This window comes from Lawsonibacter sp. OA9 (assembly GCF_022440585.1).
In genome coordinates, this window is the sequence record NZ_JAKNTI010000022.1 from 858760 (window position 1) to 876093 (window position 17334).

A 17334-nucleotide genomic window follows, 5' to 3' on the forward strand; every position below is an offset into this window, starting at 1 on the left:
TCATCACCTCCATCAGTTGTACGGCGGTCTGCCGTATGCGTAGAAATGGGACTGCCAGTAGCTCGTGTTCAGGTTGGAATACTGGATGGGGTCGCCGCAATGCAGCATCATCCCGTCGCCCACATAAATGCCTACATGAGATACGCCGGTTGTGTCGTAGGTGCCCACGAAGAACACCAGATCGCCGGGCTGGGGGTCGGATACTGGGGTGGAAATATTGTAGAGCCCCTGTGCGCCCAGCCGCCCGGTATTGCACAGGCCGCTGTTGGTCAGCACATAACTGACGAATCCGCTGCAATCGAAAGAAGTGCTGGGACTGCTGCCGCCCCACACATAGGGATAACCCAGGTATTTTTCCGCCTCGGTAATGAGGGTGTTGAACCGCTCGTCCGTCAGGTATTCAGCGGGAATCTCCCAGGCGGTGGGAGGGTTGTCGATGTACTTGTTCACATACCCGGAGGACGGGAACAGATCGGGGCGGTTGCCCAGGGTGGACATATAGGTGGCATACAAGGAAAGCTGTTCCTCGCCCATCATGTAGACAGGCACATGGGAGAGGTCGAAGTTTTCCAGCGTGACGGTGCAGATGGTCCAGGTATAGGGCACCCGAACCGTATAGGTGTTGCCCTCGCTGTCCGTCCGTGTCTCCGTCCGATAGCGGGTCTCCGTGGTCACGGTTTCGGTGAGAATGTATTGCTTGTCAAAGAGGGTTTGAAGGTCGCCCTGTACCTGGTCAATGGTGAACACCCCTTCATGGAGTGCCGACAGAATGGAGATCAGCACATAGGGGTCGTGCTCAATCTCGTCCAGATCAAAGTGATACTCGTCATAGTCGTGGGTGGCCTCGTAGGTATCCAGATACTCCCGCAATTCATCCTCTTTGGCGCAGTAGGCTTCTTCCGCCGCCAGCATGTCGGCATCCTCGGAGAGATAGGAGGACGCCATAATGTTGGACACCCCGCCGCCGAACATGGAGGAACAGGATTGCAGGGAGCCCAGCAGCATTACCAGCAGAAGACCGATGCCGCCCACGATCAACGCGCCCTTCCAATGCCGTTTCAGGAAAAGGGCGGTGCGCTTGGACTCCTGGGCGGTTTTCTTGGCCGCCTTTGCCGTGGTCTCCGCTGTTTTCCCGGCCTGGGCGGTCTTGCCCGCCGCCCGGTATGCCGCCGCATATTGCTTTTGCAGCTTCCGTTTCTGCCACAGGCGGGAGATGGGATTGGATGCAAGCTGGGGGTTCTCCGCCACGGCTTTCCGATAGTAGAAATCCGCATTGGCCTTGACCGCCGCCTGCTCCGCCTTTGCCGCGTCCCGCCAGGGTTTCAGCTTGCGTTCCGCCCGCCAGTTCTGGACACGGCGGTTTCCGTAGCCCACAGCCTTCTCAAAGCTACGTTCCCCCAGGTGGCCCGACTGGACGCCGGAATTTTCCTGCTCCACCTCTCGGACCTTGCCGTGGATGGCTGCGCCTGCCTCCTGGATGGGGCGGGACAGCGGATTGGCATGTTGGGGGGATGGCAGTTTGGATGGAACAGCGGTCTTTGCCGCGTCCAGCCGGTCCGCCGCCTTGTCCGACTTGCGGATGGCCCCTTGCAGCTCCGGCTTGGCCTGGTCCGCCTCGGAAAACTGCAATCGGGAGGATGGACGGCCCGCTGCCGCCTCGCCCTCCCGATAGGTTCTGCGCTGTTTCCGGCGCTTCTTCTTGGCTGCTGCCTGTTCCCGGTGCAGTTCCACACGATCCACTACTTTCCCAGCGGCACCCGCCGTGTCGCCGGAGGCGGAATGGTCCTGCTCCGGCGTCCGGTCAGAGGGATAGGTCGTCTCGCCCGTAACCAGATTGACGGATACTGCCCCGTCACGGGTCATCTTCTGCGCCTCCTTTTCGGGGGCTTTCCATTCTTTCAAGGTGCGTCACCTCCTGTTCCATAGGGGCAGATGTCGGCACACGCCCCGGTTTCGATCATGGCGATGTACTGGAAAATGGGATAGGCCTGGGGCGGGCAGACCGCGTTCCCCAGGGTTTTCAGCCGCAGCGCCCGGTTGTCCGTGTCCTCGGTCATGCGGGGGACTCCTTCGGGCTCGGCACGCCAAAGGATGCGTCCGTCCATTTCGGGGGGAATCCCATGAGCCATTCCACCCAGTCCGGGTTCAGCGCCGCTTTCTCGGAAAGGGGCTGCTCCTGCCGGATCACCTGAGCCGACAGGTTGGAGGACGGGGATTTGTCCCGGAAGGCCGCCGGTTTCAGGGTGGAACGGTAGCCCTCCGATGCTGCCGGGGTCAGATAGAACACCGCCGCCGACAGGGACAGGCTCCAGATCGACCCGTCCTTGTTCCGCTTGCGGAATATCCCATTGTCCGACAGGAACACATCCAGGCTGGCAGCATCCCGCCCCGTGGATTTGTCGGAGGCAAGGGGTGTGGGAAACATCAGCCGCGACGATAAAAGTTCGCTGGCGCTCATGCCATGCGCCGACGCCGCAAGCCGGAAATACGAATGGGAGAACAGCGTATCCCGCTTTTGCCAGGTCAAAAATCGTTTTGTCGAGCCCCATATTGATGAAGCCAGCAACATTTTCCCCAAGCACCCAACGGGGCCGCAGTTCGGCAATAACGCGGCACATCTCCGGCCACAGGTAGCGTTCATCCGCAAAGCCCCGCCGTTTTCCTGCGGTGGAGAAAGGCTGGCACGGGAATCCGCCGGAGAGGATGGTAATGGTTTCAAGTCCTGTTTTTTCAAAAAACGCCTCCTTCGTGAATGTGGTGATGTCGCGGAACTTCGGCACATCCGGCCAATGTTTTTGCAGGATGGAATAGGGATAGTCCGCCCACTCGCATTGACAGACCGTTTCAAAGCCCGCCGCCTCCGCCGCAAGGTCCAGCCCGCCGATGCCGGAAAACAGGCTGACATGGGTGAGCTTATTCATGGCTGATCTGCTCCCCAGGGATCAGCTCCGCCCGGAACCGCTTGATGACCGCCGCCTCCAATTCATCCTGACAAAAGTTGCTGTCAGCGGAAAGACCCAGCTTGCGGCGCAGCCTGTTCAGCGTCTTTTCATAGTTCCCGTATTTCTTTTGCAGTCGGAGAAAATCTTTCTCGTTCTGTGCCTGCGACAGACACTTGGCGATGCTGTACCAGGTTACCAGGAACATGTGCAGTTCGCTCACCAGCAGCCGGAATCCGCTGCCGGGGATCAGATAGTGTTCCTCCTGGCGGCCGCCGCCCGGTTCGGGTTCGTCGTCCTCACACTCCACATAGAAGGCGTCCAGCTCGCACAGCTCCCGCGCCTTCATCCCGGCAAGGTCCGCCTTGTCGCCGAACACCAGGTAACGGCCGGGAATGTTCCAGGCGTCAAACTTGTCATCGGCGATCTGGCCGTACCGCTTCGCCGCCGCAATGAACGCCTCCACATCCTCCCGGTCCTTGATTTTTCCGGCAAGGAAGGCAAGCTGATGAAGCAGCCCGTAGAGATGCACTTCCTCGTCGATATGTGCCTCATAGGTCTTTTCCTCGATGACATACAGCTTTTCCTGTTCCATATCCTTATCCCATCCTTTCCTTCCATTCCAGCCGCATTTGCCCATCATCCAGCAGCAGACGGATCACATTTTTGCCCTGGGGCGTAATCAAGGTCTGCTGTCCAAAATGCCCATATTTCCAGAAGTCCTTCACACGGAATAATCCGTTATTGGAGGGCTTGGCATAGGGCAGAAGGTATCCGGCCGGGCAGCGGTACAGAAATCCCGCGTCCATCAGGAAACGGCAAAACGCACGCTCCCCGATTTGCAGTTCTTTCGCCGTGGCTCGGATATTGGTGCAGTTTTCTTCATGGACAAAGGCGTCATAAAAATCTGCTTTCGGCCGCAGCCGTTCCACCTCGCCGGAGAGCTGCCGGTTTTTCTCATGCTCGGCAAGAAGCTGGTCGGCAAAAGCCAGCAATATTTCCGGTTTTTCCGCCGCCTGCTCCAGAAGGGAGGCAGTCATGTACCCGCCCGTCTTGCGGATCATGGGGAGAACTTCGTCAAACACCCATTTTTCAAAGCGTTCCGCACCAGGCAGCCGACTATGAACGATCAGGCGGTACACATCACCCTCCGGGATGAATGTCAATTCCTGTACGCCTCCTTCTGTAAGGGCGCCCCGTTTCAGGGCCCCCTTACAATGCGTATTGATGGCGTTCCTCGGTTTTGCATATCCCAGGGCTTTCGCAACATCAAATCCGCAAAACAGATAATTGCCGTTTTCTTCGATCACTCGGATGCTGCCAAATTCGCGGTTATTGAAAACCGCCATCTTGTTATCCATTCTGGTCCTCCTTTTCGTCGTCCACAGTTTCGTGTGCAACCTCGCTGGGCTTGGTGGTGAGCAATTTATAGAGCTCGGTGTCTTTCGGGAAGTCATCCGCAAAGGGCAGGATGACATTGTTGAAGAACAGCAGCCCGTGGCCCGGCTCGGAGTTGGTCACATAGGCAAGCTGCTCCGATGAAATGTTCAGCCGCTCCGCCAGTATCTTCCGGTCTCCCGCCGCCTGGTTGAGCATATAGATGAAGTCGCTGTTTTCCAGGATGTTTTCGATCTCCGGGGAGGAAAGCAGGTCTTTGGGGTTCTGGGTCGCCCCGGTAGGGATACCGCCCCATTTTCTGAACCGTTTCCAAATCTCGGCGCTGTATGCGGCGGTCTGTTCCTCCTTCAGCAAAAGGTGGAACTCGTCCACGAAATACCAGGTGGAGCGCCCGATAGCCCGGTTGATGGTAACGGTGTTCCACACCGCATCCTGAACAATGAGCATCCCCGGCTTTTTCAGGTTCTTGCCCAGGCCCTTGATGTCAAAGCAGACAAGGCGGTTGGAGATGTCCACGGTGGTACGGTGGTTGAAGAAGTTCAGCGAACCGTTCACATAGAGGTCCAGCGCCTGGGCCACTCGGTCGGCCTCCGGGATGTGCTGGGACAGAAGGGCGTTCATCAGGTCGCCCAGAATGGGCATATTCTCTGGCCGGGGATCGGCAAAGTAGGGCTGGTAGATCATCTGTACCGCCCGGTCAATGACGGTTTTCTCGATGGCCTCCAGCCCCGTCTTGCTGCCCATGATGAGCTCGCAGAAGGATAAGACGAAATCACTTTTCAGCGCCAGCGGGTTTTCTTCCTCGGAGTAGTTGAGGTTGATGTCCAGAGGGTTCACATAGTCGGTGCTGGACGGGGACAGCCGGATCACCTGACCGCCCAATCGCTTCACCAGGGGCGAATACTCGTCCTCCGGGTCGCAGATGATGACATTATCCTGGGTCATCAGCATGATAAAGGTGATCTCCCGCTTGCAGCTCATGGATTTGCCGCTGCCGGGGGTGCCGAACACAAGACCGTTGGGACAGCGGGATTGCTTGCGGTCCAGCAGGATCATGTTATTGGAAAGGGCGTTGAGCCCGTAGTACATGGCGTCGCCGCCCATGAACACCTCCTGGGTGACGAAGGGGACGAACACCGCCAGGGCCGAAGTGGTCAGGCTCCGTTCTATCTTGATGCGGTTGAGCCCCAGGGGAAGGCTGCTCATAAGCCCGTCCTCCTGCTGGAAGTCCAGCCGGGTCAGAAGGCAGTTATAGGTCTGGGCGACGCTGGCCGCCTGGGATACGGCGATCTCCAGCTTTTGACGGGTCTCCGCCGTGTGCAGCACCAGGAAGGTCATGTTGAACATTCTCTCGTTGCGGGATTGCAGGTCGGTGAGCAGGTCCTTTGCCGCGCCGCCGTATGTAGAGAGGTCCGAAGGAAGGATGTCCATATCGTAGCCGCTGCGCACCGCCCGCTTCTGCTCCTGTATCTTCATGGCGTCCAGGTCGGTGATCTTCCGCTTGACCATTTTGATGGCCTCGTTCTGGTTGATGCCCCGGATGTGCATGGTCACCATGATATTTCCGTCCGCCTCCATGAAGTCGGTGAGGATACGGTCGTGCATCTCGGGCGCCAGGATTTGCAGGAAGGACACCGCCCCATACCGCTTTCCGATGCGGAAGGTGCGGGTCTCCCCGAAGTGGAAGGAGGACGGAGAAATGAAGTCCTTCACCGAAAGGCCGCTGGCCGGGAGCCAGTCCCATTCAAAGGCGAACTGCCCGCCCTCCGGGTGGAGGATGTTGTAAAGCAGCTCCAGCCGCTCCTTTCCATCCAGCACATGAGCGGCCGCACCCATGACCTTGAAGCGGTTGAGGGTGTCGGTCTCAATGCGGGCAAACCGCGCCCGGGCCGCAGGGAGGTTCTCCGCCTCGATGGTCAGGGTCACATACTTGGTTTTCACATAGCCGTTGTTGCCCCGCTTGTACTGCATCCGCAGGATGTCCACCGCCTCGTCCCGGATGGGGTCCAGGTCGTTGCCCTGCCTGCGGATGCCGAACATTTCATCGGCGGCGCTGCCTCCGCTGCGACTGTCCAAAGAGACCTGAACACCGATGGAGGGGTCGTAGCCGTTGTAGAAATCGCAGAGGCTTTCAAAGATGCTCCGCTGATCCTCCGGCCCCGCCAGGCGGTAATTCACATCCTCAAAGGCAATGGTCTTGGAGAAGGCGCCGCCCTCCAGCCTGCACAGACCGTCCGGGAACATATTCTGAAACGGGATGCTGTCCTGCACCGTATGGGCTTTTCCGTCGCCCTTCGCCTGCCGGATCACCGCCTCGATCTGCTTGCGCTCGGCACGGGTGAGCTTACGCTTTGCCGGTCTTTCTGCCTTTTCTCGCAATCCGCTTCACCTCCTGTTCCAGTTGGGATTGCCGCACCAGGGCGGAATAGAGATTGTTGGTCTGGTAGATGCGTACCTTCGGGCGGATGAATTTGTTCTGGATCAGATGACCCAGGAACACCTCCAGCGGCTGCCCGTTCTTCTCGTACATGGCGAACAGGAAAAAGGGCAGCATCACCAGGATCATGCACAGCGCCGCCGTGGTGGTTCCCAGGCTCGCCTTTGCCAAAAAGAAAAGCGGCACGCCTACCAGCGCCGCCGCTCCGAAACAGATCACTTGTCGTTTGGTCAGCCCGAACAGGACCTTGCTCTGTATCCGACTCAGGTCCTTCGGGATTGTTACATAAGCCAATGTTTCACACCTCCTTCTTCATCGGCGCATAGTCCTTAAAATCTGATACGGAATGAAAAATCCGTTTATTATTTACCCATCTTTGCAGATGGCGGGTAATGCGTGGAGCCGTGGGACGCTCATAGATCATCACATAGGGATCATATCCCAATGCCCGCAAGGTGTTTACCCGGTACAAATCCTGTTCATGGGTGCTGCCGTAATTGGTCAGGACATAGACACGGCGGTTTCGGTCGCTCTTTATGGAAGTAAGTTCACGAAAGCGACGGAAATACTCCGTCAGGTCCTCGTCCGGTTATCCCATGCGAAATGCACCGCTTTTGTCCGCACTTTGTTCAGTAGAGATACATTATCACGGCTGATAAGGCGAATATCGAGCCCCTGGGTAAAGTCCACCAGCGCCCGGCTCTCAATTAGCTGTTCAATGAGCCTTTCATGGTCGGGACAGGCAAGCAGGTTCGGGTCCATCAGTTTGATTTCTTCCTCACCATTCCAAAACTCGGAAAGATCAGCCACCCGGACGCTCCTGCGCCCTTCTTTTTTGCTGACAATACAAAATCCGCAGTTCCTTGGACAGCCACGGCTTAAAAAGCCGTAGGCTGTACCTAAAAACCGCGGATATAGAAAATAGTCCGGCCGAATATGCTCGATCTCATGCGGGAGGTTTTCGCCGGGGCCGTAACCTGTACCGCCCTGGATGACCTTATCCGCATTGCTCACCTGTATGGTGTCTTTGGAATAGGTGTCTGTAAATACCCGGCTTTTATAAACAAGGTCATATTGCTTTGCAGGGTCCCACCATTCCACCCGATCCCCGTGTCTGGTGTGATACTCCGAGAGCTTCATCAGGCACAGGTTGGGAAAATTGTGCGAGTCCACATCAATAAGGCCTACTCTCAAATATCTGCCTCCTTTAGTGGGCGCCAAACAGGGATTTTGCAAGGCTGCCGGTCTTGAACAATGTGTAGCACAGCAGAACCGTATAGCCCATGCACCCCCAGATGGCAGCGGATATGTTGTCGCCGGATGTGGAGATGCCCTCCACCAGCACGGCATAGATGCCCACGCAGATCATAATGAGGAAGGCCTGGAAGCCCAGGGCCAGCAGGGAGCGAAGGTAGTTCTGCCCCGTGGAGCCCCATTCCCGGTTGACCATCGTGGCAAAGGGAATCGGCCCTATGGAGGTGACCAAATACACCTCAATCATTCTGCCGTAGATCACCAGGAAGATACAGATGGAAAGAATCTGCGTACACAGCCCCACGAACACACTCTGGAACCACAGCCCCAGCAGGGCGCCCACGCTCCAGTCGGCAAGCTGGGTCTCCAGATTGCCCACCACGCCGGAAATGTCGATGCCTGCGTCCGAGATGATGACCCCCGCCGACTGACTGACCACATTCTGCGCCACATCGAACACCGCCATGACGATGTTCCAGGTGTTGGTGACGATCAGCACCGCGCAGAAGGTCTTGAAAATCCACTTGAAGAAAATCCAGGTGTCAAAGTCGTGGAGGTTATTTTTCTCGATGATGAGCTGGATCAGCTCGTAGCACATGACGAAGGTGAGGATGATGCCAGCGATGGGGACAATCACCGTTTCCGAGAGGTTTCGGATCATGTTGAAGATGCTGCTGTTCCAGGCGGCGGGCGTCATGCCGACCTCCCCGGCGATCTCGCCCACCTTTGTATTCAGGGTATCAAACATCCCGGTCAGGTTTGAAATGATACCGTCAATGAGCAGTTCCTTGAACCACTCCTGGATCATATCCAATATCAAGGGAGATCACCTCCTTTGCGGGGGCTCCCGCTATCAAGCGAAAGCCCCCGCCGGTTTTGGAGAATCATTAGGTGGTGGACAGCAGACCGGACAGCAGAGGGATCAGGGTGATGCCGATGAGGGCAACGCCGCCGCCCGCCATGAGCTGCTTGATGCCCTGGCTTTTGGAGGCAGGGTTGTCCTGGCCGTAACCTTCCAGAAGGTTGATGCCGCCCCACACGCACAGGCCGCCGCCCAGGGCGATGACCAGAGTCTGCAAAACGTCGATAGCGTTAGTAAAAAAGCTCATATTCACATTTCCTTTCGTTCAGTTGAATTGTTGGGTTGAAGGTCGGTGGCTTTCAATTCGTACAGATCGAAAGGCTCGTCCGGCTTCACAATGGCCGGTCTGCGTTTCATGTACCGTTCAATGTCAAAGGTATTTTTCTTGTCGGCGTCGGCAAGGTACTTGTAGCGGGGATGCTTCGTTATATCAAACTTGTCGCTGAAAAACGGCCGCACCCCTCGAAGCTGCAAGATACACTTGCCTCCGTCCATCACCGCAATCTCGTCCTGGGTCATCAGCTCCTTTCCTAATTTCTGATAGTTGAGGCCGTGGGAAACCTGACTGCCCCGGTTCTCGGATTGATTGAAGCTGTCGATGGTCTCCTTGCCCAGCAGCTCCGAGATTTCTTTCAGGGTGGATTTCTCCTTGCCTCCCAAAAACAAGGTGGTGTCGCAGTTGCCCACAATGGTATCCGCGGCGTCCTTGTAGATGGTCTTTAACTGGCTTTGGGACTGCAAAATAATAGAAGCCGAGATTTCCCGGCTCCGGATGGTGGCGATCAACTTGTCGAAGTTGGGTATCTGCCCGATATTGGCGAACTCGTCCAGGAGGCACCGCACATGGACGGGCAGCCTGCCGCCGTACACGTCGTCCGCCTTGTCGCAAAGGAGATTGAATAGCTGGCTTTGCAGCATGGCGATAACGAAGTTGAAGGTGGTATCCGTATCGCTCATAATGAGAAACAGCGCCGTTTTTCGGTCGCCCAGGGTGTCCAGTTCCAGTTCGTCGTCCGACATGATCTCCCGCAGCTCCGCAATATCGAAGGGGGCAAGGCGGGCGCCGCAGCTAATCAGGATGGATTTCAAGGTCTTGCCGGCAGCCAATTTGAATTTGCGGTACTGCTTCACAGCGAAGTGGTCCGGGTGCTCCTTCTCCAGCTTGGCGAACAGAATATCCACGGGCGACTGAAATTCCTCGTCGTCCTCTCTGGCCTCCGATGCGTTGATGAGCTCCAGCAGCGTGAGGAAGTTCTTTTCTTCCGGCTCCGCCTCGTACCAGATGTACCCGATCAGGGCGCAGTACAAAAGCCGCTCGGCCTTCACCCAAAAATCTTCCGAGGATTTTTCTCCGTCGCCTTTGGTGTTGGCAATGATGACATTGACCAATTTGAGGATGTCTTTCTCCGACCGAATATAGGCGAAGGGGTTGTATTTCATGCTCTTTTTGAAGTTGATGGTGTTGAGGACTTTAATGCGGTACGGCTCATAGATGACCTTCCCGCGGGCATCCCGCAGGGGTTTTCCGTTCTCGTCCAGCTTGGGGGCGCCCCGCCGCAGCATGGTCCCCACCTCGGACAAAAGCTGTCCTTTGGGATCGGTGACCACATAGCTGCTGTGCATCTGCATGAGTGAGGGCTTGACGAAGAACCGGGTCTTGCCGCTGCCGCTGCCGCCGATGACCAGAATGTTCTTGTTTCGGGCGTACTTGGGATTTTTCGGGCGGCTGGACATGGTGAGCTTTTCCGTCTGGGTCAAAGGAATGTTCCAGTCGGGAACCGGATCGACATAGGGGGCAATATCGGCCGCCGTGCCCCATCGTGCGCTGCCGTACTCAATGCCCTTGCGATATTTCTTTGTATTCTTGCTCTTGGCATACACCGCCAGCCGAACAATGACCGCCCCGGCGATACCCGCCAGCAGGTCCAGCGGATGCAGACTTGGCAGCCCAGAAGAAAACGCCTCCGTAAAGCCCTGGCTCAAATGCAGGAACTTTTCAGAGGCGTCAAGGCCGGGCGCAAGGCGCACCGCCTGGCAGAGCTTGTCAAAGAGATACACGAACAGCAGATACGGGAGGTTGGGGATCAGCTTTTTCTTCCAGTCAACCGTCATAATTCCACACCCCGGTCTTTGGTCTTGACCTTCTCCCGCTGGCGGTGCTGGGCTTTGGACTGCTGTTTCGCCTGCTCCAGCTCCTTGCGGATGGAGGGCTTTTTCTCTTTCTCCAGGTTCTTTGCGGAGAACTCCCGAAAGGCTGCCGTGATAACGTCGGCATCCCGGCCCTTGAAGAACACCAGGTAGCGGGGTATCTCGCCGCTGGTATCCTTTTTCAGAGCAAAGTCAATGCCGTACTTCTTGGCGGTGGCGGAAAAGGCCCGGATGTTCCGGTCGGTGATCTCGATGTTGGAAACGCCGGTGTTGTGCTTCATCAGCTGCCGGAGGGTCTGCTTTCCGTGGTGCAGCTTGGTCTTATGGCCGGTCACTCCTTTCTGCATCTCGTCCAGCACTTTTTTCATGGCCTGCTGCAGCATCCCGGCGGAGAGTTTGGTGGCCTCCACACAGAGGGCAATGGTGCGCTGGGTGACTTCTTCCTGCATGACCTATCATCTCCTTTCTCCGCTGCCGTACAGGTCATGGTTCACCAGGGACGCATAGTAGCTGTCGATGGTGGCCGGGGCGTTATACAGGGCAGCCAGCAGATATTTCTTGATGTTGCGGACATAGGTGGTGTTCTCCCGCATACGGTCCAACACATACTCAATGTGAGAACTGTTCAGCTTCAGGAACCGGGATTTGACCACCTCCGCCGGATAGTCGTCCCCGGCAATGCGGATCGTTTCCCTGCGGGAACAGACGGTATCCACCATGAGTTCCACCAGTTCATTCAGCATATCCCGATCCAGCCGGTCATCCCGGCATAGATAGTCATACTCGATATTCTCCAAAATCAGTTCCCGATAGCTCTCTCGCTCCCGCATCCAGTCCCGTCCGGTTCGTTTGGTCTCTGCGGGGGTTTGGGGACTTGATTGGATAGGATTTGATCCTTCCGTACTTGATGAATCAGTATTTGATATTTGGTTACTTGATCCTTTAGTATTTAATTGTGCGGGTTTTTCCTGTTCAGGTTTTCCCAAGACAGGAGAATCCAAGACTGGTTTTACCTGAACTGGATTTTCCCGTTCAGGTTTTCCCGGTTTAGGTTCCGGCGGCCTGGGCTGCTCCAAAATCGTGTACTCGATGCTGCCGAGCCGCCCGTTGGCGTTGCGGACTCTTTCACGGATAATGTATCCCGCATCCTCCAGCTCCCGGACCGTAGCACAAATGCTGTCCACTCCATCCCGGCATATCCGCGCAAGACCTTTGGTGGTGTAGTCCCAATCCTCCGGCAAGGATAGCATGAGGGACAGCAGCCCCTTCGCTTTCAGCGACAGTGCCGTGTTCCGCAGATGATGGTTTGCCATCACCGTGTAGTCGCGGGTTTTCTCAATGCGAAATACCGCCATAATCTCACCTCCCTCCGGCGGTCTGGAAAAGTGTTCGTTTTCGGAAAAAATTCAATTCTGTGCCCACTTGCTTCTCCATGTGGGAAAACCTATGGACACTTGATTTGCATTTCCTACATGAAGAAATACCTTCGATTTCTCACCCCTTTCAATACAGTTTTCCGTGTACTTGATGGAAAGTAAAAACGCCATAGGATTCCCTATGGCGTTTGGGACAGGAAAAGGGTGCTGATATTTCACATCAGCACCCTTTATCCTGCCAGTATTTGATTTTTTGACTTCACATCGTGTTCCTTGCCTCTGAAAACATTGATTTTACTGGACTATCTCATGTTTTCTTATTAGGAGGCGGGGAAGGGCTTCCCCGCTTTATCTTACCACCATTTGATCTGTTCGGTCACATGATTTCGAATTGCAATGAAGTCAGGAGCGGTAACATCCCGCGGACGTGGTAGGTCTACCTGCACTTCCTCCTTAATGTGGGCCGGCTTGTTGGTCAGGATTAGGATGCGTTCAGCTAGATACACGGCCTCCTCGATGTTGTGGGTAATGAAAACCACGGTGGTACCGATTTCCTTCCACAAGCGGATAACCTCATCCTCCAGATAGAAGCGCAGTTTGATGTCCATCTGTCCATATGGCTCATCCATCAGCAACAGGTCAGGCTGGAGGGCAAAAGCGCGTCCGATAATGATGCGTTGGGCGGTAGAAACGGACAACTGGTGAGGGTAGCGGTTACGAAACTCTTCTAGGCCTAACAGCTTGATGATATTTTCTACTCGACGATCAATCTCATTTTTGGGCAGCTTCTTGATTTCCAAGCCGAAACGCAGGTTCTGTTCTACCGTGAGCCAAGGCATGGAGGAAGGCTCCTGGAACACCACCGCCAAACTGTGTTTTTTGGGATCGGCGGGCTCACCGTCGATATAGAGTTCTCCCTTTGTGGGCATATAGATGCGGGTGAGCAGATTGAGGAAGGTGGTCTTACCACAGCCTGTGGGGCCTACCACACACAGGAATTCTCCCTTTTTGATATTGAAGGACACATCGTCCAGCACATGTAGGTCCCCGAAGTATTTGGTCAGGTGCTCCACCCGTACTTTATATTCTTGCTCGCTCATAGAGTACCTCCCATATCAAAGCGCCAGATCCGTATTATCGGAAATCTCGGACCGGATGCGCAGAAAATCCGGAGACGTAGTGTTCCGGGGACGCCCCAGTGAAGCCAGATCATAAACCTGCTTTACCCGGGCGGGGCAGTTGCTCAACAGCACAATTCGGTCTGCCAGATAGACAGCCTCCTCAATGTTGTTGGTGACAAAGAGGATGGTGCGCCTTTCTTGCTCCCAGATACGCAGGATCTCTTCCTCCATGGCATACCGGGTTTGGGCATCCAGCTGGCCAAAGGGTTCATCCATCAGGAGAATCTGAGGATTGTTGGTATAGGCACGGGCAATTCCTACACGCTGCTTCATACCGCCGGAGAGCTCATGGGGATAGGACTTTTCAAAGCCTTTCAACCCAACAAGATCGATGTACTTCTGGGCGGTGGCCCGGCGCTCCTCCTTGGATACGCCAGCTACCTCTAGACCAAATTCCACATTGCCCATGACAGTGCGCCAGGGCATCAAATTCAAAGACTGAAACACCATGCCGATACGCTTATCGCTGCCGTGAACTTCCTCGCCGTCCAGATAGATTTTGCCACCGATAGGTTTCTCCAATCCGGCGATCATGTTCATCAGTACGGTTTTACCGCAGTGGCCTGGGCCTAGGATGACCAGAAATTCATTGTCGTAGACCTCGAGAGAAACATTTTCCACTGCATCCTTGACTGACTCGCCCACGACGTAGCTCTGACAGATGTTGTCCAGTTTCAGAATTACTTTCTTTTTCTCGTCCATGGGCAAATCAACCTTTCTGCAATTTGCGTGATAATGGCCAGCATAGCGCCCACGATACCAATGGCGATCATGCCGGTCAGGACCAGGGGCATATCGATAGAGTCCATGCCGCGGGAGATCAGGAAGCCCACGCCTGCGTCAGCACCCAGCATCTCGGCAGCCAAAACCACCATCCAGGCGGCACTGGTAGAGGTACGCACGCCGGCAAAGATGGCGTCCAGAGAAGATGGAATAGCGATCTTGAACAGGCGCTGTCTGGGTGTGGCATTAAAAACGGTACCTACGTCCAGATACATTTTATCCACAGAACTAAGACCGGCCTGAGTGTTGACCACAATAGAGGCCAGAGAACCAAAGATAACGATGAGGACCTTGGGGAACTCACCAGCACCAAACCACAGTGTGATCAGAGGAATCCAGGCTAGCGGAGGGACGGCACGGAAGGCGTTGAATAGAGGGCCAAAGAAGGCACGGGCCCTGGGGCACCAGCCCAGCAGTACGCCAAAGGCGATACCAGCAGTCCAATCGAAGACGAGAGCCAGACCGATGCGCCGTAGACTGACCAAAGCGTGACCGACCAAAGTCAGTTTCTTTACCGGATTGGTGAACAGGCGAACTGTACGATCCCACACTGCCTGGGGAGTTGGGAAGTTGGAATTGACGCCGGAGGAGGCTAACAGCCAAAGGGCCACCAACAGGAGAAGAGAGACAATAGGGAGGATACGGTAAAGAACCTTAAGCCGTTGTTCCCGAATCTCTGCTGCGCTCATATGCGCGGTTTTCTTTTCCATACTACACATACCTCCATCCTAGGAAGATACGCTCCAGCCTGTTGATGATAGCGGAGATGATGACGCCCAGCACGCCGATGACAACAATTCCCAGGATGATCAGATCTACGCGGGCATAGGAACGGCCCATCAGGATCATGTAGCCCAGTCCGCTGGAAGCGGCCAGCATCTCAGCGGCCACCAGAGTGGCCCAGGCGTTGCCGATAGCAACCTTGATGCCGGCGAAAGTCATGACCAAAGAGGAAGGAATCCCCACTTTTACGAAGACAGTGAAGTAAGAAGCGCCAAAGGTCTTGCCTACGTTTTTCAGGACCTCCTTGGTCTGCCGGATGCCGGTATAGGCGTTGATTAGACAGGGGACAAAGGCGGCAAAGAATACGATGAAGGACTTGGCCGGCAGGCCGATGCCCAGCCACACAATGGTCAGCGGAATCCAGGACACTGGGGGAATAGGGCGAATAATCTCAAAGATGGGGCGAAGAAAGCTGTCGGCTCCCCGATACCAGCCCATCAGCCAGCCTAGAGGCACACCGATGACTACAGCCAGCAGGAAGCCCAGAAGGGCCACCTGTAAACTGGACCAGATATGGACCGTCAGTACCGCGCCGTCTGGATTGGGATCAGACAGTTTGGTGACGAAAAGACGAAGGACTTCCAAAACGTCACACAGAATTCTGGAGTCTACAATGCCGGACAGGGCTAACCCTTCCCAAATGAGCAGGAAGAGAAGGATACCGGCGAAAGACAGGGTGATGTTGCGGTAGGTTATCCGGTGTTTTTCACGCTCAACCAGCGCGACACGCTCAGCCGCAGTCATCTCATGAATGGGTTCGCTCAAAAGACATCCCTACTTTCCGAGCTTTGTGTCTCAAATATCAGATATGCAGAGGCGGAGATGCACTCTGAGAACGTTTGGACTGATCTGTAGACAGAAGCCAAATTCAGTTTTCACGTCCGCAAAGCGAATCTTCCTCCCGCCTCCCATGGGGCGGGAGGAAGACTATCGAAGGCATTTATCGACCCAGCATTTCTTTGACAGCCAGAGCGATGGAATTGTCCACCCGCTGATCGTCCAGGAACTGGGTGCGTTGGGCCTCGGTGTAGCTGCCTACGCTGGTGAAGAAGTCAAATCCGGAGAGGATGTCGTTCTCAATTTGCAGTAGGTCACGAGAAGTATACAGGCCAGCTTCGTCGGGTTCAGTTTCAGTAAAGAGTGCGATATACTCATCTACCGTGGGACAGCGCCACCAGTTAATGGTGCGTTCAGCGATGCTCTCGTCACACAGGAAGCCTTCTTCGTCGCAGTGCTCCAGATACCAGGCGGCGGCCTGAGCGGCATTGCCCTCGGACTCGGTAACCCACTCATAGGTCAGATGGAAAACAGCGACTGCAGCAGCCACTAGGTCGGGATTACTCTCCATGATCTCGGTCTGGGCGAAGGTACAGCAAGGGAAGGGCAGGTTCAGCTGGCCAGAGTCAGTGACACGAACATACCCTCTGTCCTCAGCGGACAGGGCGATAGCGTTCCAACACACCAGGGCGTCACCAGTGCCGCCGTTAAAGCCGGTCAGACCGTTGGCATTGTCCATGTTGACACTTTCCACGTCGGAGAGGGTCAGGCCCATGGTCTCGAGATACTGAGCCAGGACCGCCTGACCGGTGGTGCCAGCAGGGTAGACCACGGTAGCTCCCTTCCATAAATCGGGGTTAGTAGGGTCATTAGCCAACTCAGAGTCGGGCCGTACGAAAATGGCCATGTTCTCCTCGTAGTCAGTAACATCTACGAGGGTAAAGTCATAACCAGCCAAGGCAGTGCATACACCGCCCAAACCGCAGGATGCCATGTCCCATTCAGAGTTGGCCTCCATCATGGCGGGGCCACCGGTGAAGCAGCTATACTCCACATCGATGTTTAGCGCGTCGAAGACGCCCAGATTATCGGCAAAGAGGAAGGCATAGGAGAGGGGAGAGCCGGTAAAGAAGCCGATGCGCAGAGTCTGGCGGTCTTCAAAGGGGGTTAGACCAAAGGTCAAATCCTCAGGGGCGGTGGCGCCGTCTATCAGCTCCACTTCGTGGCCGCCACCGGAGGAAGTGCCACCGCTGTTGGCGGAGTTGTTGCCTCCGCTACTGCCATTTTCGTTGCCAGAACAGGCGACCAGAGCGAACATCATGGCAAAAGAGAGGAGCGTTGCAAGGAGTCTTTTTGTGGTTGCTTTTTTCATCTTTACTTCCATCCTTTCTAAACA

Annotated in this window: 16 protein-coding genes and 1 pseudogene; all 17 read right to left on the reverse strand. The window is 55.6% G+C overall.

Annotated features, from left to right (window positions below):
• Positions 1-12 precede the first annotated feature (12 nt).
• The 17 genes and pseudogenes from MCG44_RS05230 to MCG44_RS05310 all read right to left on the reverse strand — a co-directional run bounded on the left by MCG44_RS05230 (position 13) and on the right by MCG44_RS05310 (position 17310).
• On the reverse strand, positions 13-1902 hold the full coding sequence (locus MCG44_RS05230) for a C40 family peptidase (protein WP_226973347.1): 1890 nt from the start codon (positions 1900-1902) through the stop codon (positions 13-15).
• Complete coding sequence (locus MCG44_RS05235) at positions 1899-2921, reverse strand: DNA cytosine methyltransferase (RefSeq protein WP_117515657.1); 1023 nt, start codon at positions 2919-2921, stop codon at positions 1899-1901. The genes MCG44_RS05230 and MCG44_RS05235 overlap by 4 nt, the downstream gene beginning before the upstream one ends.
• Positions 2914-3534, reverse strand: coding sequence for a hypothetical protein (locus tag MCG44_RS05240; RefSeq protein WP_059004496.1), 621 nt, complete (start codon positions 3532-3534; stop codon positions 2914-2916). The genes MCG44_RS05235 and MCG44_RS05240 overlap by 8 nt, the downstream gene beginning before the upstream one ends.
• 4 nt (positions 3535-3538) lie before the next feature.
• Positions 3539-4300 carry a BRO family protein gene (locus MCG44_RS05245; RefSeq protein ID WP_117515655.1) on the reverse strand — a complete coding sequence of 254 codons (762 nt, stop codon included), beginning with the start codon at positions 4298-4300 and terminating at the stop codon, positions 3539-3541.
• Complete coding sequence (locus tag MCG44_RS05250; RefSeq protein WP_173878849.1) at positions 4293-6716, reverse strand: VirB4-like conjugal transfer ATPase, CD1110 family; 2424 nt, start codon at positions 6714-6716, stop codon at positions 4293-4295. The genes MCG44_RS05245 and MCG44_RS05250 overlap by 8 nt, the downstream gene beginning before the upstream one ends.
• Entirely contained in the window at positions 6682-7068 is a 387-nt protein-coding gene (locus tag MCG44_RS05255; RefSeq protein ID WP_059004499.1) for a PrgI family protein, read from the reverse strand. Before MCG44_RS05255 ends, MCG44_RS05250 begins: the two co-directional genes overlap by 35 nt.
• Positions 7069-7072: 4 nt before the next feature.
• Positions 7073-7968, reverse strand: a pseudogene (locus MCG44_RS05260) (radical SAM protein).
• 13 nt (positions 7969-7981) lie between these two features.
• Positions 7982-8836, reverse strand: a complete 855-nt coding sequence (locus MCG44_RS05265; protein ID WP_118235807.1) for a VirB6/TrbL-like conjugal transfer protein, CD1112 family — start codon at positions 8834-8836, stop codon at positions 7982-7984.
• Positions 8837-8915: 79 nt separating this feature from the next.
• The gene (locus MCG44_RS05270) at positions 8916-9137 is read right to left on the reverse strand and encodes a Maff2 family mobile element protein (RefSeq protein WP_087374121.1); all 222 of its coding nucleotides are present in this window, start codon (positions 9135-9137) and stop codon (positions 8916-8918) included.
• A gap of 2 nt (positions 9138-9139) precedes the next feature.
• Positions 9140-11002: a VirD4-like conjugal transfer protein, CD1115 family gene (locus MCG44_RS05275; RefSeq protein ID WP_118235786.1), complete on the reverse strand. Its 1863-nt coding sequence runs from the start codon at positions 11000-11002 to the stop codon at positions 9140-9142.
• Positions 10999-11487, reverse strand: a complete 489-nt coding sequence (locus tag MCG44_RS05280; protein ID WP_117515955.1) for a PcfB family protein — start codon at positions 11485-11487, stop codon at positions 10999-11001. Before MCG44_RS05280 ends, MCG44_RS05275 begins: the two co-directional genes overlap by 4 nt.
• A gap of 6 nt (positions 11488-11493) precedes the next feature.
• Positions 11494-12393, reverse strand: coding sequence for a DUF6017 domain-containing protein (locus MCG44_RS05285; protein WP_117515954.1), 900 nt, complete (start codon positions 12391-12393; stop codon positions 11494-11496).
• Between the two features lie 374 nt (positions 12394-12767).
• Positions 12768-13514: an ABC transporter ATP-binding protein gene (locus MCG44_RS05290; protein ID WP_147570649.1), complete on the reverse strand. Its 747-nt coding sequence runs from the start codon at positions 13512-13514 to the stop codon at positions 12768-12770.
• Between the two features lie 15 nt (positions 13515-13529).
• Positions 13530-14297, reverse strand: coding sequence for an ABC transporter ATP-binding protein (locus MCG44_RS05295; protein WP_147570648.1), 768 nt, complete (start codon positions 14295-14297; stop codon positions 13530-13532).
• On the reverse strand, positions 14276-15088 hold the full coding sequence (locus MCG44_RS05300; protein ID WP_240287134.1) for an ABC transporter permease: 813 nt from the start codon (positions 15086-15088) through the stop codon (positions 14276-14278). The genes MCG44_RS05295 and MCG44_RS05300 overlap by 22 nt, the downstream gene beginning before the upstream one ends.
• Before the next feature lies 1 nt (position 15089).
• On the reverse strand, positions 15090-15926 hold the full coding sequence (locus MCG44_RS05305) for an ABC transporter permease (RefSeq protein WP_240287136.1): 837 nt from the start codon (positions 15924-15926) through the stop codon (positions 15090-15092).
• Positions 15927-16101: 175 nt separating this feature from the next.
• Positions 16102-17310 carry an ABC transporter substrate-binding protein gene (locus tag MCG44_RS05310; protein ID WP_186852691.1) on the reverse strand — a complete coding sequence of 403 codons (1209 nt, stop codon included), beginning with the start codon at positions 17308-17310 and terminating at the stop codon, positions 16102-16104.
• Positions 17311-17334 lie beyond the last annotated feature (24 nt).

Bases quoted from the DNA above. Each gene is read 5' to 3' on its own strand.
- MCG44_RS05285 (WP_117515954.1), bottom strand. From the start codon at position 12,393: ATGGCGGTATTTCGCATTGAGAAAACCCGCGACTACACGGTGATGGCA.
- MCG44_RS05290 (WP_147570649.1), bottom strand. From the start codon at position 13,514: ATGAGCGAGCAAGAATATAAAGTACGGGTGGAGCACCTGACCAAATAC.
- MCG44_RS05300 (WP_240287134.1), bottom strand. From the start codon at position 15,088: ATGGAAAAGAAAACCGCGCATATGAGCGCAGCAGAGATTCGGGAACAA.
- MCG44_RS05280 (WP_117515955.1), bottom strand. From the start codon at position 11,487: ATGCAGGAAGAAGTCACCCAGCGCACCATTGCCCTCTGTGTGGAGGCC.
- MCG44_RS05310 (WP_186852691.1), bottom strand. From the start codon at position 17,310: ATGAAAAAAGCAACCACAAAAAGACTCCTTGCAACGCTCCTCTCTTTT.
- MCG44_RS05270 (WP_087374121.1), bottom strand. From the start codon at position 9,137: ATGAGCTTTTTTACTAACGCTATCGACGTTTTGCAGACTCTGGTCATC.
- MCG44_RS05235 (WP_117515657.1), bottom strand. From the start codon at position 2,921: ATGAATAAGCTCACCCATGTCAGCCTGTTTTCCGGCATCGGCGGGCTG.
- MCG44_RS05295 (WP_147570648.1), bottom strand. From the start codon at position 14,297: ATGGACGAGAAAAAGAAAGTAATTCTGAAACTGGACAACATCTGTCAG.
- MCG44_RS05265 (WP_118235807.1), bottom strand. From the start codon at position 8,836: ATGATCCAGGAGTGGTTCAAGGAACTGCTCATTGACGGTATCATTTCA.
- MCG44_RS05245 (WP_117515655.1), bottom strand. From the start codon at position 4,300: ATGGATAACAAGATGGCGGTTTTCAATAACCGCGAATTTGGCAGCATC.
- MCG44_RS05275 (WP_118235786.1), bottom strand. From the start codon at position 11,002: ATGACGGTTGACTGGAAGAAAAAGCTGATCCCCAACCTCCCGTATCTG.
- MCG44_RS05240 (WP_059004496.1), bottom strand. From the start codon at position 3,534: ATGGAACAGGAAAAGCTGTATGTCATCGAGGAAAAGACCTATGAGGCA.